The sequence below is a fragment of the Mycolicibacterium pallens genome (assembly GCF_019456675.1).
GTDB lineage: Bacteria > Actinomycetota > Actinomycetes > Mycobacteriales > Mycobacteriaceae > Mycobacterium > Mycobacterium crocinum.
The window spans coordinates 4,018,796-4,032,419 of the sequence record NZ_CP080333.1 but is presented as its reverse complement, the minus strand read 5'-3'; the positions used below and the strand labels follow the sequence as shown (position 1 = coordinate 4,032,419).

General features: G+C 66.0%; 13 protein-coding genes. 4 read left to right on the top strand and 9 right to left on the bottom strand.

The window, feature by feature from the left end; translation table 11 throughout:
* Window positions 1-37 precede the first annotated feature (37 nt).
* Window positions 38-616: a dihydrofolate reductase family protein gene (locus K0O64_RS19750; RefSeq protein WP_096311836.1), complete on the top strand. Its 579-nt coding sequence runs from the start codon at window positions 38-40 to the stop codon at window positions 614-616.
* Here the strand turns inward: K0O64_RS19750 and K0O64_RS19745 are convergent.
* Genes K0O64_RS19745 through iolC form a run of 9 tightly spaced genes read right to left on the bottom strand, consistent with a single transcriptional unit; the run spans window position 588 to window position 10,373 of the window.
* Entirely contained in the window at window positions 588-1,307 is a 720-nt protein-coding gene (locus K0O64_RS19745) for a dienelactone hydrolase family protein (RefSeq protein WP_220045684.1), read from the bottom strand. The genes K0O64_RS19750 and K0O64_RS19745 overlap by 29 nt on opposite strands.
* A gap of 49 nt (window positions 1,308-1,356) precedes the next feature.
* The gene (locus K0O64_RS19740) at window positions 1,357-2,847 is read right to left on the bottom strand and encodes a CoA-acylating methylmalonate-semialdehyde dehydrogenase (RefSeq protein WP_220045683.1); all 1,491 of its coding nucleotides are present in this window, start codon (window positions 2,845-2,847) and stop codon (window positions 1,357-1,359) included.
* An 8-nt stretch (window positions 2,848-2,855) separates the two neighbouring features.
* Window positions 2,856-3,731 (bottom strand): sugar phosphate isomerase/epimerase family protein, encoded by an 876-nt coding sequence (locus K0O64_RS19735; RefSeq protein ID WP_220045682.1) that lies wholly within the window; start codon window positions 3,729-3,731, stop codon window positions 2,856-2,858.
* A 1-nt stretch (window position 3,732) separates the two neighbouring features.
* A complete protein-coding gene (locus K0O64_RS19730) occupies window positions 3,733-4,752 on the bottom strand; it encodes a Gfo/Idh/MocA family protein (protein WP_220045681.1) in 1,020 nt (339 codons plus the stop codon).
* A 17-nt stretch (window positions 4,753-4,769) separates the two neighbouring features.
* Entirely contained in the window at window positions 4,770-5,687 is a 918-nt protein-coding gene (locus K0O64_RS19725) for a sugar phosphate isomerase/epimerase family protein (RefSeq protein WP_220045680.1), read from the bottom strand.
* A 12-nt stretch (window positions 5,688-5,699) separates the two neighbouring features.
* Complete coding sequence (iolD, locus tag K0O64_RS19720; RefSeq protein ID WP_220045679.1) at window positions 5,700-7,649, bottom strand: 3D-(3,5/4)-trihydroxycyclohexane-1,2-dione acylhydrolase (decyclizing); 1,950 nt, start codon at window positions 7,647-7,649, stop codon at window positions 5,700-5,702.
* A 2-nt stretch (window positions 7,650-7,651) separates the two neighbouring features.
* A complete protein-coding gene (iolB, locus tag K0O64_RS19715) occupies window positions 7,652-8,527 on the bottom strand; it encodes a 5-deoxy-glucuronate isomerase (RefSeq protein ID WP_096311831.1) in 876 nt (291 codons plus the stop codon).
* 3 nt (window positions 8,528-8,530) lie between these two features.
* The gene (locus K0O64_RS19710; RefSeq protein ID WP_071943058.1) at window positions 8,531-9,409 is read right to left on the bottom strand and encodes a Cgl0159 family (beta/alpha)8-fold protein; all 879 of its coding nucleotides are present in this window, start codon (window positions 9,407-9,409) and stop codon (window positions 8,531-8,533) included.
* The gene (iolC, locus tag K0O64_RS19705; RefSeq protein ID WP_071943060.1) at window positions 9,402-10,373 is read right to left on the bottom strand and encodes a 5-dehydro-2-deoxygluconokinase; all 972 of its coding nucleotides are present in this window, start codon (window positions 10,371-10,373) and stop codon (window positions 9,402-9,404) included. The genes K0O64_RS19710 and iolC overlap by 8 nt, the downstream gene beginning before the upstream one ends.
* 153 nt (window positions 10,374-10,526) lie before the next feature.
* Between iolC and K0O64_RS19700 the strand changes: the two genes are divergently transcribed.
* The 3 genes from K0O64_RS19700 (at window position 10,527) to K0O64_RS19690 (ending at window position 13,624) form a co-directional block, all read left to right on the top strand.
* Entirely contained in the window at window positions 10,527-11,258 is a 732-nt protein-coding gene (locus tag K0O64_RS19700; RefSeq protein WP_071949701.1) for a GntR family transcriptional regulator, read from the top strand.
* Between the two features lie 207 nt (window positions 11,259-11,465).
* A complete protein-coding gene (locus tag K0O64_RS19695) occupies window positions 11,466-12,872 on the top strand; it encodes a DHA2 family efflux MFS transporter permease subunit (protein ID WP_225933489.1) in 1,407 nt (468 codons plus the stop codon).
* A complete protein-coding gene (locus K0O64_RS19690; RefSeq protein ID WP_096311830.1) occupies window positions 12,869-13,624 on the top strand; it encodes a dihydrofolate reductase family protein in 756 nt (251 codons plus the stop codon). Before K0O64_RS19695 ends, K0O64_RS19690 begins: the two co-directional genes overlap by 4 nt.

The following is a 13,624-nucleotide window of genomic DNA, read 5'->3' as shown; positions in this document are numbered from 1 at the left end:
GCGATGAGTTTCGCGCCGGTCGGCAGTCCGTATATCCATGACCACGACCTACACCATTGATGTGTTCTCCAGCCTCGACGGCTTCGGCGGCGTCAACGGGGGCGACTGGGGCGGTTACTGGGGCAAGCAGGGTCCCGAGCTGCTCGACCGTCGCCTTGCCCTGTACGACGAGATGCAGCGCATGGTCTTCGGCGCCAACACCTATCGCGCATTCACTCGGCTGCTCGATCTGAGCGAGGAGGCGTCGGTGAACGACCTCTGGGTCACCCGGATGAGGCACCTGCCGGCGACGGTGGTGTCGACGACCTTGGCCGCGCCCCTCGACTGGCCGGATGCGACGGTGGTCAGCGGCGACGCGGTCGACGTTGTCGCCCGGCTCAAAGAGGAATCCGAGGTGCCATTGCGCTCACACGGCAGTCTGTCGATGAACCGGGCGCTCCTGGCCGCCGGCCTCGTCGACTACCTCCAGGTGACGATTTTCCCGGTCATCACCGGTCAGACCGGGGACGACCCGCTCTTCGCGGGTGCTGCCGATTTCGACCTGGAGCTGATCGACAGCCGCACGCTCGACGGCCGAATCCAGGAGCTCACCTATCGGCCGAGCCTGCACCACTGAGGTGTTCGCCGAAGAAGGTCAGGATGCGCTGCCAGGCGTCCTCGGCCTCGGGCTCTGAGTACGCCATCCCCGCCACGCCCACGATGGTCTGCATTGGCGCAGGGATGTCCCAGTCGTTCATGAAGGAATGCCCGACGTTCGGATATTCCTTGATGTCTCGTGGCACGTCGCGCTCGGCGAGCAAGCCGTCGAGTTTGGTGGCCGCCCCCTTGAGCATCCAGTCCTTGGCGCCGTAGCTGGCCACCGTCGGGCACGAATTCGGGATCGCGGAGATGTCGGAAGGCCATTCGCCGTAGTTGGGTGCCGAGGCGTCGAATAGTCCCGTTGGTGCGAGCACCAGGCAGAACCCGCCGCCCATGCAGAACCCGATGACGCCGATCTTCCCGGTGCACTGCGGATCGGCGACCAGGTGCTCGCGAGCGGCGATCAGGTCGTCGACGGCGGTGCCCTTGCCGTTCTTGAACGCTTGCAACGTCCGCACCACACACAGCAGCCGATTGCCACGGTGGTAGAGCGCCGGTGTGATCGCCAGGTAGCCGTTGTCGGCAAACCGGTCGGTGATGCGCTTGACGTCGCTCGTCATGCCCATCGCGTCATGCACGATGACGACACCGGGCCATGGTCCTTCACCGACCGGCCGTGCTTGATACGCCGGCAAGGGGCCTGCGGGCGCGGAAAAGGTCGTGTCCATGAAGGCATCTTGACACCCGCGGTCGAGTTTCGGCAGAGCGGGGATCCTCCTAGTTCGTCGGGAAGCCGAGGTTGATGCCGCCGTGGCTCGGGTCCAGCCAGCGACTGGTGATCGCCTTCTGTCGGGTGAAGAACTGCACACCGTCCATGCCGTGGGCGTGGCTGTCACCGAACAGCGAGGCCTTCCAGCCGCCGAAACTGAAGTAGGCCATCGGGACTGGGATCGGCACATTGATACCGACCATGCCGACCTGCACCTCGTTCTGGAAGCGCCGGGCGGCGCCGCCGTCGTTGGTGAAGATCGCGGTGCCGTTCCCGTACGGGTTGCTGTTGATCAGTGCAAGAGCGTCGTCGTAGGTTTCCACCCGCACCACCGCCAGGACCGGACCGAAGATCTCGTCGGTGTAGACGCTCATCTCCGGGGTGACGTTGTCCAGCAGGGTCGGACCGAGCCAGAAGCCGTCCCGGCCGCCATCGGCAGACACCTGCCGGCCGTCGACGACGACCTTGGCGCCCTCGGATTCGCCGGCGTCGATGTAGGACGCCACCTTGTCGCGGTGCGCCTTGGTGACCAGTGGACCCATATCTGAATCCTTGGTGCCGTCACCGGTTTTCAGGGTGGTGGCCCGCTCGCTGATCTTGGCCACCAGGTCGTCGGCGATCGGGCCGACGGCCACGGCCGCGCTGATCGCCATGCAGCGTTCACCCGCAGAGCCGAAGCCCGCGTTGATCATCGCGTCCGCGGCCAGGTCAAGGTCGGCGTCGGGCAGGATGACGGCATGGTTCTTCGCCCCGCCGAGAGCCTGTACCCGTTTGTCGTGTGCGGTCGCGGTGGCGTAGACGTACTTGGCGATCGGGGTCGATCCGACGAAGCTGACCGAGGCGATCTTCGGGTTGGTCAGGAGCTCGTCGACGGCGGTCTTGTCACCCTGCAGCACGTTGAAGACACCGTCGGGCAGGCCGGCTTCCTTCCACAGGTTCGCCAGCCACAGCGAGGCGGTCGGATCCTTCTCCGACGGCTTGAGCACCACGGTGTTGCCGCAGGCGATCGCGATGGGAAAGAACCACATGGGGACCATGGCCGGAAAGTTGAACGGGCTGATGATGCCGACCACGCCGAGCGGCTGGCGGATTGAGTAGACGTCGACCTTGGTCGACGCGTTCTCGGTGAAACCGCCCTTGAGTAGATGCGGTATACCACAAGCGAATTCGGCGACCTCCTGGCCGCGGCTGACCTCACCGAGGGCGTCGGACACGACCTTGCCGTGCTCGCTGGTGATGATCTCGGCCAGTTCGCTCTTGCGCTCGTTGAGCAACTCACGAAACTTGAACAGCACCGAGACGCGCTTGGCCAGCGAGGTGTCGCGCCACGCCGGGAAGGCTGCGGCGGCGGCGTCGATGACCTGCTGTGCGTCGGCAACATTGGCCAGCGCGACCTCACCGGTGACCACACCGGTGGCCGGGTTGGTGACGGGCGCGGTGTCACCGCTGGTGCCTGCGAAGGCTTGATTGTTGAGCCAGTGGGTGATGGTGTTGGTCATGCGTTCTCTCACTTTGTGTATTTCTTGACGTAGTCCGTCATCGTTGACAGCTGGTAGCGCGAAACCTCATGGGCGTTCTCGTCTTCGGCGAACACCGAGGACACCATCACGGTGTCGGGTCGGTCGTAGAAGCCGATCTCGGCCAGGCCGGAGAAGAACTCGTCCCAGTTGATGTCGCCGTCGCCGATCTTGAGGTGCTGGTGCACCCGGACCGGGTTGCCGGGTGGGTTGGTGATGTAACGCAGGCCGTGGCTGCGGTGGTGGTCCATGGTGTCGGCGACGTGCACCAGCCGCAGCTTGTCGCCGGCGGCGCGCATGATGTCAATCATGTTGCCGCCCATATGGTATGTGTGGCATGCGACGTAGACCATGCCGATGTTGGGGGAGTTGACCCCGCGGATGATGCGCAGCGCTTCCATCCCGTCCTCGACGAAATCGTCGGGGTGCGGGTCGATCCGGACGTCGAGGCCTTCGCGCTCGATGATCGGTAGCAGCTCCTCCATGGACCGGAAGAACGACCGCTCCGATTCTTCGGCTTTCTCCGGACGTCCGGAGAACTCGGTGTTGATGACATTGACGCCGAGGTCCACGGTGATCTCGATGACGCGTTTCCAATTGCGCACCGCAGCTTCCCGGGCGTCCTCGTCGGGAGCTGACCACCGCAGTACCGGCAGCACCGAGGCGATCCCGACGCCCGCGTCACCGCACGCCTTACGGAACTTGGCCACCAACTCGTCGTCGGCACGCGGGTGGTTGAAGAACGGGATGAAGTCCCGGTGCGGGGTCAGTTGCAGGTACTCGTAGCCGAGATCGGCTACCAGGCGGGGGAATTCGAGGAGCTCGTAATCATGGTGGAACGGAGTGGGGTCGAGGGCGATTTTCATCTCACGCGCCCGTGATCGAATCGCGCGACACCATCTGGACCTCGACCGGCTGGCCGCTGCCCAGCGACTGCACGCCGGCCTCGCACACCGCGGCGGCGGCATAGCCGTCCCATGCGCTCGGCCCATCGACGTTCACACCGCTACGCACGGCGTCGACCCATCGCTGGAACTCAGTGTCGTACGCGGCACCGAAGCGTTCCCGGAAACCGGGAGTGATCTGCCCGCCCCAGCTGCCCGGCGCGGTCTTGCGGACCAGGCCGACGTCCAAACCGATCATGGCGCTGCCCTTTTCGGCGACGACCTCGGTGCGCACCTCGTAGGCCACACCGGTGGTGACGAACAACTCGACGTCGACATGCTTGCCGGACGTCGTGCGCATCACGGCGATCTGCGGGTCGGCCAGACCATCTGGGGCGCCCGGGTTGGCCGACGGCGTGATGATCTGGATGGAGACGATCTCTTCGTCGAACAGGAAGCGTGTCACGTCGACCTCATGCACCAGCGAGTCGCGCACGATCATCGCGCTGTCGAACGACGGCGGTACCGCAGGGTTGCGGTGCGCGCAGTGCAGCACCAGCGCGCGGCCCAGCTCGCCGGAGTCCAGCATCGCCTTCAGCGCGGCGTATTCGTGGTCGAAGCGCCTCATGAAACCGACTTGGATGAGCCGTTTTCCGAGTTCGGCCTCGCGTTTCACCACCTCCAGCGACGTCTCCACGTCGGTGGTCAGCGGCTTCTCGCACAGCACCGGCTTGCCGTGTTCCAGGCACGCCAGCAGTTGCTTCTCGTGGGTGGGGCCCGGGGTGGCCAGCACGACGGCGTCGACATCGGGGTCGGCGATGGCGTCCAGCGGGTCGGCGATCACCCGGCACCCCGGGATGCCGGCGGCGATCTGCTCGGCCTTCTCGGTGAGGTAGTCGTTGACGACGGTCACCCGGGCACCGGAGATCTTCGACGTCAGGCGGGCGACGTGGTCGGCGCCCATGATGCCGACACCGAGGACGGCGACACGAAGGTCAGACATGGTGTGAATCTCCTGAACTAGAAACGGACGGACGGGACGCCACACGACCCGAGGTAATTGCGGGTGCGCTTGGCGATGGGCAGCGGGGCGTCGACCTCGCACGGGTACATGTCCTGCTCGACGATCGCGAACACGTCGATGCCGAGCTTCTCGATCTCGGCGAGAAGCGGTGGCATATCCGGGATTCCGCGCGGCGGTTCGGTCATCGCGCCGAGCTTGACGGCCTCACCAAACGGCAGGTCCTCGGCCTCGACCTTGGCCCGCACCTCGGGGTCGACCTGCTTGAGGTGCAGATACCCGATGCGCTCGGGCGCGCGTCGGATGATCGCGATGTTGTCGCCACCGCAGTAGGAGATGTGCCCGGTGTCCAGGCACAGGTTCACGAATTCGCCGTCGGTGCCGTCGAGGAATCGATAGACGTTCTCCTCGGTATCGACGTGGCTGTCGGCATGCGGGTGGTACTGCGCGCGCACCCCGTACTGTTCGAACATCGCTTTGCCCAGCTCGTTCATGCCCTGAGTCTTCTTGCGCCACTGCTCGGGGGTCAGGGTGCGGTCTTCCAGGACCGCACCTGAGGACGGGTCGCGCCACATCTCGGGGATGACCACGACATGCTTACCGCCAACGGCGGCAGTCAGTTTCGCGACATCCTCGATCTGCTTCCAGACTGATTTCCATGCGGCATCCCCAGGAGCGGTGGACTGGTGCAGGTGCTCGAACACGGTGCCTGCCGACAGTTTGAGGTTGCGGGCCGCCAGCTCGTAGGAGAGCTGCTTGGGGTCGGTCGGCAGGTAGCCGAACGGGCCCAACTCGATCCATTGATAGCCCGACGCGGCGACCTCGTCGAGAAAGCGGGTGTAGGGCGTCTGCTGCGGGTCGTTGGGGAACCAGACACCCCAGGAATCGGGGGCGGATCCGACGAGAATGGTGCTCACGGTGCTGTCCTCTTAGCGATCTGACGGGTTGATAAGGGGGCGTTGAACTTTCTTCCAGTCCGAATACCGTTGGTAGGCGGTCTGGGTGGACTCCAGGCTGGAGACCTCGCTGACGGGCACGTCCCACCAGGATTGGCTGTCGGGCGCGTAGATCATGGGGTCGGTTTCTACATGGATGACGGTGGTGCGCTCGCTGCCCTTGGCGACCTTGACCGCATCGGCGAACTCCGCGGCCGTGCCCACTTTGATGACGTCGGCGCCCAGGCTGGCAGCGTTGGCGGCCAGATCGACCGGCAGCTTGTCGCCGTCGAGTCGGCCGTCGTCGCTGCGGTACCGGTAGGCAGTACCGAACCGCTGTGAACCCAGCGACTCGGAAAGTCCACCGATGGAGGCGAATCCGTGGTTCTGCACCAGAACCGGGATGACCTTGACGCCTTCCTGGACGGCGGTCACGAGTTCGGTGGCCATCATCAGATACGAGCCATCGCCGACCATGATGAACACGTCGCGGTCGTCGTCGGCCATCCGCACGCCGATACCGCCGGCGATCTCGTAGCCCATGCACGAATACCCGTATTCGACGTGGTAGCCCTTGCGGTCGCGGGTGCGCCACAACTTGTGCAGATCCCCGGGCATCGACCCGGCCGCGCACACCACCACGTCACGCGGGTCGGACAGCGTGTTGACCAGTCCGATGACCTGATTCTGGTTGAGCTGCACACCGTCCTCGGTCGCGTACACCGATGACACGGTGTTGTCCCACTCGGCGGCGAGTTCGGCCACCCGGGAACGGTATTCGTCGTCGATGGTGTAGCCCTTCAGAGCGGGACTCAGTGCTTCGATGGCCTCGCGGGCGTCGGACACCACGCTGACGCCGCCCTGCTTGACCGAATCCAGCGACGCAACATTGATGTTGACGAACCGCACATCGGGGTTGTTGAACGCGGTGCGCGACGCCGAGGTGAAATCGCTGTAGCGGGTACCGATCCCGATGATCACATCAGCCTCGGCAGCCAGCGCGTTGGCGGCGGTCGTGCCGGTCGAGCCAACGGCACCGACGGACTGCGGATGGTCGAAGCGAAGCGAACCCTTGCCGGCCTGGCTTTCGGCGACTGGGATGCCGGTCTGCTCGCAGAACGCGGCCAGCGCCGCTTCGGCTTCGGAGTGGTGCACACCACCACCGGCGACGATCAGCGGCTTGCCCGCGGCGGCGATGATCTCGGCGGCCCGCGCGATCACCGAACGTTCCGGCAGTGGACGGGCGACGTGCCAAGTACGTTCGGCAAACAGCGATTCCGGCCAGTCGTGGGCCTGCGCCTGTACATCCTGCGGGATCGACACGGTGGCCGCGCCGGTTTCGACGGGATCGGTGAGCACCCGCATGGCGCCGAGCAGTGCGGCGGGCAGCTGCTCGGGTCGCCACACGCGGTCGAAGTAACGCGACAGCGGTTTGAACGCGTCGTTGACCGTGACGTCCCCGGAGGAGGGCAATTCCAACTCCTGCAGCACCGGGGAGCTGACCCGGGTGGCGAAGGTGTCGGCGGGCAGCAGCAGTACCGGCAGCCGGTTGATGGTCGCCAACGCGGCACCGGTCAACATGTTGGTGGAGCCCGGTCCGACGCTCGCGGTCACGGCCCACGCTTGCAACCGGTCCTTCTGCCGCGCATAGGCGACGGCGGTGTGCACCATGGCCTGTTCGTTGCGGCCCAACACGTATCGCAGACCCGGTTGGCGGCCTGCCTCGAAAGCTTCGACCTCGTCCTGGAGCAACGCCTGACCGAGCCCGGCCACGTTGCCGTGCCCGAAGATGCCGAAGCATCCGGCGAAGAACTTGGTGCGGAGGCCGTCACGTTCGACGTACTGATTGGCCAGGAAGCGAATCGTGGCCTGGGCCACGGTGAGTCGCACGGTGCCTTCGGTGTCGGCCAGCTTCCCGGTGGACTTCGGCGCGGTGGATACCACGATCAGACTCCTTGCCCGGACGGGCTGCCCATCGGCAGCCGGGGATCGATCTCCTGGTGTTCCCAGCTGCCGCGCAGCCAGGTGTGGTTGGGGTCGTCACAGATCAGCCAGGCCCGGTTCGGCCCGGAGCCGGCCATGACGTTGAGGTAGTACATGTGGTGGCCCGGCGCGGCGATCGACGGCCCGTGATAGCCGTGCGGCACCAGCACCACGTCGCCGGAGCGCACCTCTTCGAGCACCTCGATCGGGCGCTGGACAGTGCCGTAGACGCGGTGATAGCCGAAGCCGGGAGTGCCGGCCGGGCTGTCGGCGATCTCGAAGTAGTAGATCTCCTCGAGCTGCGTCTCGACGTCGGTGTTCTCCTCGTGCTTGTGCGCGGGGTAGCTCGACCAGTTGCCGCCGGGGGTGATGACCTCGCAGGCGATCAGCGAGTCCGCCTCGAATGTCGTTGCGGTGCCGAAGTTGTGCACCTGACGGCTGCAGTTGCCTGCGCCGCGCAGTTCGACGGGCACATCGGCCGCCGCGACCCGGCGGTTGGGGAACGAGCGGGCAGCGCGGGCACCGCAGATCGCGAAGCGGCCTTCACCGGACAGCGTGTAGGTCTGGTCGATACCGATGTAGACCATGTCGGCCGGTCCGTCGAAGACTGACTCGCGCCGTGACAGCTCGAATGTCTGCCCGTCACAGTCGATCCTGCCGCCCCCCGATAACGGCAGGATCATGACCTCGGTGCCGCCGGTGGTCAGCTCGATAGTCTGGCTGTCGTCGAGTTCGACCACCTGCAGGGAGGACTCGGCCCAGCCCGCGGACTCCGGAGTGACGTCGACAGTGAACGGCAATTCGGCGCTGCGCGCGGGAATGTAGTACTTGCTGTTCATCAGTCACCTCACCATCGACACCGCGGTCGCCACCGCGGAACTCACATCGTCATCGGCCGGATAGAGCAGGGTGCGGCCCACGATCAACCCCCGAACCGACGGCAGCGAGAGCGCCTTCTCCCAACTCGCGAACGCCTCGTCGGCATCGGTGGGGTCGCCGCCCAGCAGCAGTGTCGGGAGTGTGGTCGCCTCCATCACCCGGTCCATTTCAGGAACCACCGGCAGTTTCATCCAGGTGTAGGCCGAGGTGGATCCCAGCCCCTGGCTGATGTGGATGGATTTGATCACCGCATCCGGACTCAGGTCGTTGCGGACCTTACCGTCGATCCGGGTGGACAGGAACGGCTCGAGCATCGCGATCAGCCCGTGCGCGGCCAGCTCGTCGACGGCCCGCGCGCAGGCAGCCATCGTCGCTACCGTGCCCGGATCGCCGAGGTCGATGCGGCACAACATCTTTCCGCCGTTCATCCTCGCCGCGGCGGTCGACGCCGCGGTGGCGGCCGTCATCCGGTCATCGAGCTCGAAGCACGCTCCGGCCAGACCGCCGCGGTTCATCGAGGAGAACACCACCTTGTCCTCGAGTGCGCCGAGCAACAGCAGATCGTCGAGGATGTCGGAGGTGGCCAGCACTCCGTCGACCCCCGGATCGGCCAGCGCGGTGCGCAGCCGGTCGAGCAGGTCAGTGCGGCTGTTCATCGCGGTGGGCCGCGAGCCGACGGCCAGGGCACCGCGGGCCGGGTGGTCGGCGGCGACGATCATCAGCCGTCCGTTGCCGCGCACGACCGGGCGGGTGGTGCGCTGTTGCCATGCCTTCGCGATCGCGGCGGGGTCGGCGGCGCGCAGATCGGTGATATCGGCGTAGTCCTTGCAGGGGCTAGACATTGACGGCCTCCACGGCGATCTGCTCGGCCAGTTCGGCGACCTCACCTGCGGTCGGCATCGCGGTCGAGCACTCCAGCCGCGATGCGACGATCGCGCCGGCGGCGTTGGCGTAGCGCAGCGTCTTCTCCAGCGGCCAGCCGTGCAGCAACCCGTGGCACAAGCTGCCGCCGAAGCTGTCGCCGGCGCCGAGTCCGTTGATCACGTCCACCTCGATGGGCGGCACCGTCACGGAGGCGCTGCGGGTCTTGCCCAGCACTCCGCGCGGCCCCTGCTTGACGATGGCCAGTTCCACGCCGAGGTCGAGCAGTGCATCAGCTGCCTTGTGCGGGTTGGTCTCTCCGACCGCGATCTCGCACTCTTCGCGGTTACCCACCGCCACGGTGACGTGGGCCAGGGCGCGCTGAACCTGCGTGGAGGCGGCGGCGGGGGAGTCCCAGAACATCGGCCGGTAGTCGAGGTCCAGCACCGTCAACGGTGCCCGCTCGCGGGCTTCCCAGGCCGCGAAATGTGCACCGCGACTGGGCTCTTCGGAGAGACCGGTGACCGTCGACCAGTACAGCCGGGCAGTGCGCACGGCATCGAGATCGAGTTCGTCGGCGGTGATCTGTAGATCCGGGGCCGACGGCTTGCGGTAGAAGTACAGCGGGAAATCGTCGGGCGGGAAGATCTCGCAGAACGTCACCGGCGTCGGGTATTTCGGGTGGACGGTGACGTAGCGGTTGTCCACTCCGAGGCGGGCCAACTCTTCGCGGACGAACCGGCCGAACGGGTCTGCGCCGGCTCCGGAGATCAACGCTGTGCGGTTACCCAGGCGTGCGGCGGCGACCGAGACGTTGGCCGCGCTGCCGCCGAGGAACTTCCCGAAAGACTCCACGCGCTCCAGGCCGACCCCGACCTGTAGCGGATAGATGTCGACGCCACTGCGCCCGATGGCGAGTACGTCGAAAGGTGGGTTAGTAGTCACGTCAGCTCTCTTCAGGGCTCGTTGGGGACTTGTTAGAAGGGTGCCCCGCGCCACAGCGGTATGTCAATACTTTGTCCTGACATTCTATCTTTGTGTCAATCGGTGTTAGACTTCAGCTACTGTTGGGTTTTCGAGTTCGAGATCGGAGTCGATGTGCCGTTGGCGGTCGAATTGGACAGGTCAAGTCCCGTTCCCCTCTACTATCAGCTCGCCCAGGCCATCGAGGCTGCTATCCGCAGTGGCGAACTCGCGCCCGGCGACCGGTTCGAAAACGAACTCGCTTTGGCCAAACGCCTGACTCTGTCCCGACCCACCACGAGGCGTGCGATCCAGGAGCTCGTCGACAAGGGTCTGCTGGTGCGCAAGCGTGGTGTCGGCACGCAGGTCGTCCAGAATCCGGTGCACCGCAGGGTCGAACTGACCAGCTTGTTCGACGACCTGTCCCGCGCGGGTCAGGAACCGACCACCCAGCTGCTGGAGTACCGCGTCGGCCCACCCGACGAGGATGTCGCCCGCGAGCTCAGCCTGGCCGAAGGCCGCGAGGTCGCCTGCATCAAGCGACTGCGGTGCGCCAACGGCGAGCCGCTGGCCCTGATGACCAATTACCTTCCGGTCGAGATCGCCCCGGACGCCGAGGAACTCGAGCGAAGCGGGCTGTACCAGTCGCTGCGCGGCCGGGGCGTACACATCCGGTTGGCCAGTCAGCGTATCGGCGCCAAGGCGGCCAGCCGCAGCGAAGCGAAGTTGCTCGACGAGAAACCCGGTGCTCCGTTGTTGACCATGGATCGCACCGCGTTCGACGATTCCGGTCGGGCGGTCGAGTTCGGTACACATTGCTATCGCGCGGCCCGGTACTACTTCGACACCACGCTCGTCGACCGCTGACAGTTTCGGCGAACTGCTCCCGATCCTAAAATGAGCGGGCCACGGTGCACAATGACGACAGATTTGCGCACATGGCAAATACCGGCCGATTGGACATCGAAACCCGCTCGCGGCGTTGATGATTCGAGAATTTTGATTTGATCGGCTAACTCGCCCGACGCGTGTGACAATTCCACTTTCCGGCTGCGTCGAATCGGCGGGGGGACAGTGACAGAGAGCCGCTCGTTCCGCGCGCTGTGGGCACTGATGGTCGGGCTGTTTCTGATCGTTGTGGATTCGACCGTCGTCGCGGTGGCCAACCCGGTCCTCAAGGACGACTTCGACGTCGACTACGGCTCGGTCCTATGGGCGACGAGCGGCTATCTACTGGCATTCGCGGCGCTGCTGCTGATCGGTGGCCGGCTCGGTGACCGGTTCGGGCCCAAGCAGGTCTATCTGGTCGGGTTGGCGATCTTCAGCGTGTCGTCGGTGTGGTGTGGGCTGGCGTCGTCGATCGGAATGCTGACCACGGCGCGTGTCGTCCAGGGTGCGGGTGCGGCGCTGCTGGCCCCGCAGATCTTCACCGCGATCACCCGCATGTTCCCCGCCGAGCGGCGCGGCATGGCGATGAGCGTCTGGGGCGCCACCACGGGGCTGGGCCTGTTCACCGGGCCGATCCTCGGTGGTGTGCTCATGGACGAGTTGGGCTGGCGGTGGATCTTTTTCATCAACGCCCCGATCGGCGCACTCGGGTTCGGGCTTGCGGTGTGGCTCGTCCCGGCGCTGCCCGGCCGCCGTCTGCCTATGGACGTCCTCGGGGTGCTGCTGTCGAGCGCCGGTATCGGCCTCATCGTGTTCGGGCTGCAGGAGGGCCAGCGCGACAGCTGGTCGCCATTGATCGGGCTCGCACTCGTCGGTGGGGTGGCGTTGCTCGTGGCCTTCTTCGGTTGGCAGGCGATCAACCCGAACGAACCATTGATTCCGCTGGGGCTGGTCCGTCATCGGAACTTCATTCTGTCCAATGCCGGCATTGCTCTGGTCAGTTTCGCCTTCGTGGCGTTCGTGGTGCCGCTGATGATCTTTCTCGAAGAGGCGTATGGGCTTTCGCCGGTGCGCGCCGCGCTGCTCACCGCGCCGATGGCTGTTGCGACCGTTGGCCTGGCGCCCGTGGTCGGGATGGTCGTCGACCGCGTGGATCCCCGCCCGGTCGTGATCATCGGATTCGCACTGCTGGCGGTCGCGTTGTTCTGGCTGGCGCTGGAGATGGCGCCCAACACGCCGGTGTGGCAGCTGGTGCTACCGCTGGCGACGGTGGGTGCGGCTGGTGCCTTCACCTGGGAACCGTTGGCGGTCATCGCATCTCGTGCGTTGCCCGCGGAGCTCGCGGGCGCCGGATCGGCTTTGTGTAATACGGCGAGGCACCTTGGCGCGGCGCTGTCCAGTGCCAGTGTCGCCGCGTTGACCGCGGCCCTTCTCGCCGGCGGACCCTCGGTGGCCGGGGCCATGTCGCTGTCGATGGTGCTGCCGGCGGTCGCCGCCGCGTTGGGCGGAGTGACCGCACTGTTCCTGGTCGAACGACAACGCGCCACCCGTACGGCGCTTCCGGTTCGAGGTGATGTGAGCGTGCCGCTATGACCGCCCTTGCCGGAACACCGCATTCGACAGTGCACGAGGCCGAGTCGCTGACCGACGACGGGTTGCGCGACCTCCTCGCGTACCCGGACGGGTTGCAGCATCCGCTGTTCCGCGCCAACTTCATCGCCAGCATCGACGGCGCGGTGACGCTCGAGGGTTCTGGGCGCAAGCTCGGCACACCGACCGATCGGCGGGTGTTCGGCCAGCTGCGTGAGGTCGCCGATGTGGTGCTGGTTGGCGCGACGACGGCGAAGTCCAAGCCGTACGAGAACCTTGCATTGGGCCCGGATGCTCAGGCCTGGCGGCTGTCGCGCGGGTTGGCCGCCGGGTTGCCGGTGGCCGTGGTGTCCAGTCGCGGTGTCGTCCCGCCCGCGGTGCTGAGCAATGCGGTGGCACCGCCAGTGGTGTTCGTGTCCGCGAGCGCGGACGCGGACGCCCGGCGTGTCCTCACCCAATCCCGGGCACACGTCATCGAGATCGCGGACGGGCGGGTCGCGTCGGCCGCGATCCGGGAGGGGCTTGGTGCGCTGGGGTTGCATCGGGTGCTCGTCGAAGGTGGACCCACACTGTTCTCACAGCTGGTGTCGGACAACGAGATCGACGAGTTGTGTCTGACCACGAGCCCCAAACTGGTGGGCGGGCCGGCGCGGCGCATCGCCGCGGCCGATCACCACGTCGAGATCACCATGCAGCGCCGCGGCATCCTGGTCGGCGGCGACGGGACCGTCATCGTCCGGTGGGCGCGCTACTGA

Coding starts and splice junctions, on each gene's coding strand:
- K0O64_RS19740 (WP_220045683.1), bottom strand. CDS start 2,847: ATGACCAACACCATCACCCACTGGCTCAACAATCAAGCCTTCGCAGGC.
- iolB (WP_096311831.1), bottom strand. CDS start 8,527: ATGAACAGCAAGTACTACATTCCCGCGCGCAGCGCCGAATTGCCGTTC.
- K0O64_RS19735 (WP_220045682.1), bottom strand. CDS start 3,731: ATGAAAATCGCCCTCGACCCCACTCCGTTCCACCATGATTACGAGCTC.
- K0O64_RS19750 (WP_096311836.1), top strand. CDS start 38: ATGACCACGACCTACACCATTGATGTGTTCTCCAGCCTCGACGGCTTC.
- K0O64_RS19745 (WP_220045684.1), bottom strand. CDS start 1,307: ATGGACACGACCTTTTCCGCGCCCGCAGGCCCCTTGCCGGCGTATCAA.
- K0O64_RS19730 (WP_220045681.1), bottom strand. CDS start 4,752: ATGTCTGACCTTCGTGTCGCCGTCCTCGGTGTCGGCATCATGGGCGCC.
- K0O64_RS19710 (WP_071943058.1), bottom strand. CDS start 9,409: ATGTCTAGCCCCTGCAAGGACTACGCCGATATCACCGATCTGCGCGCC.
- K0O64_RS19690 (WP_096311830.1), top strand. CDS start 12,869: ATGACCGCCCTTGCCGGAACACCGCATTCGACAGTGCACGAGGCCGAG.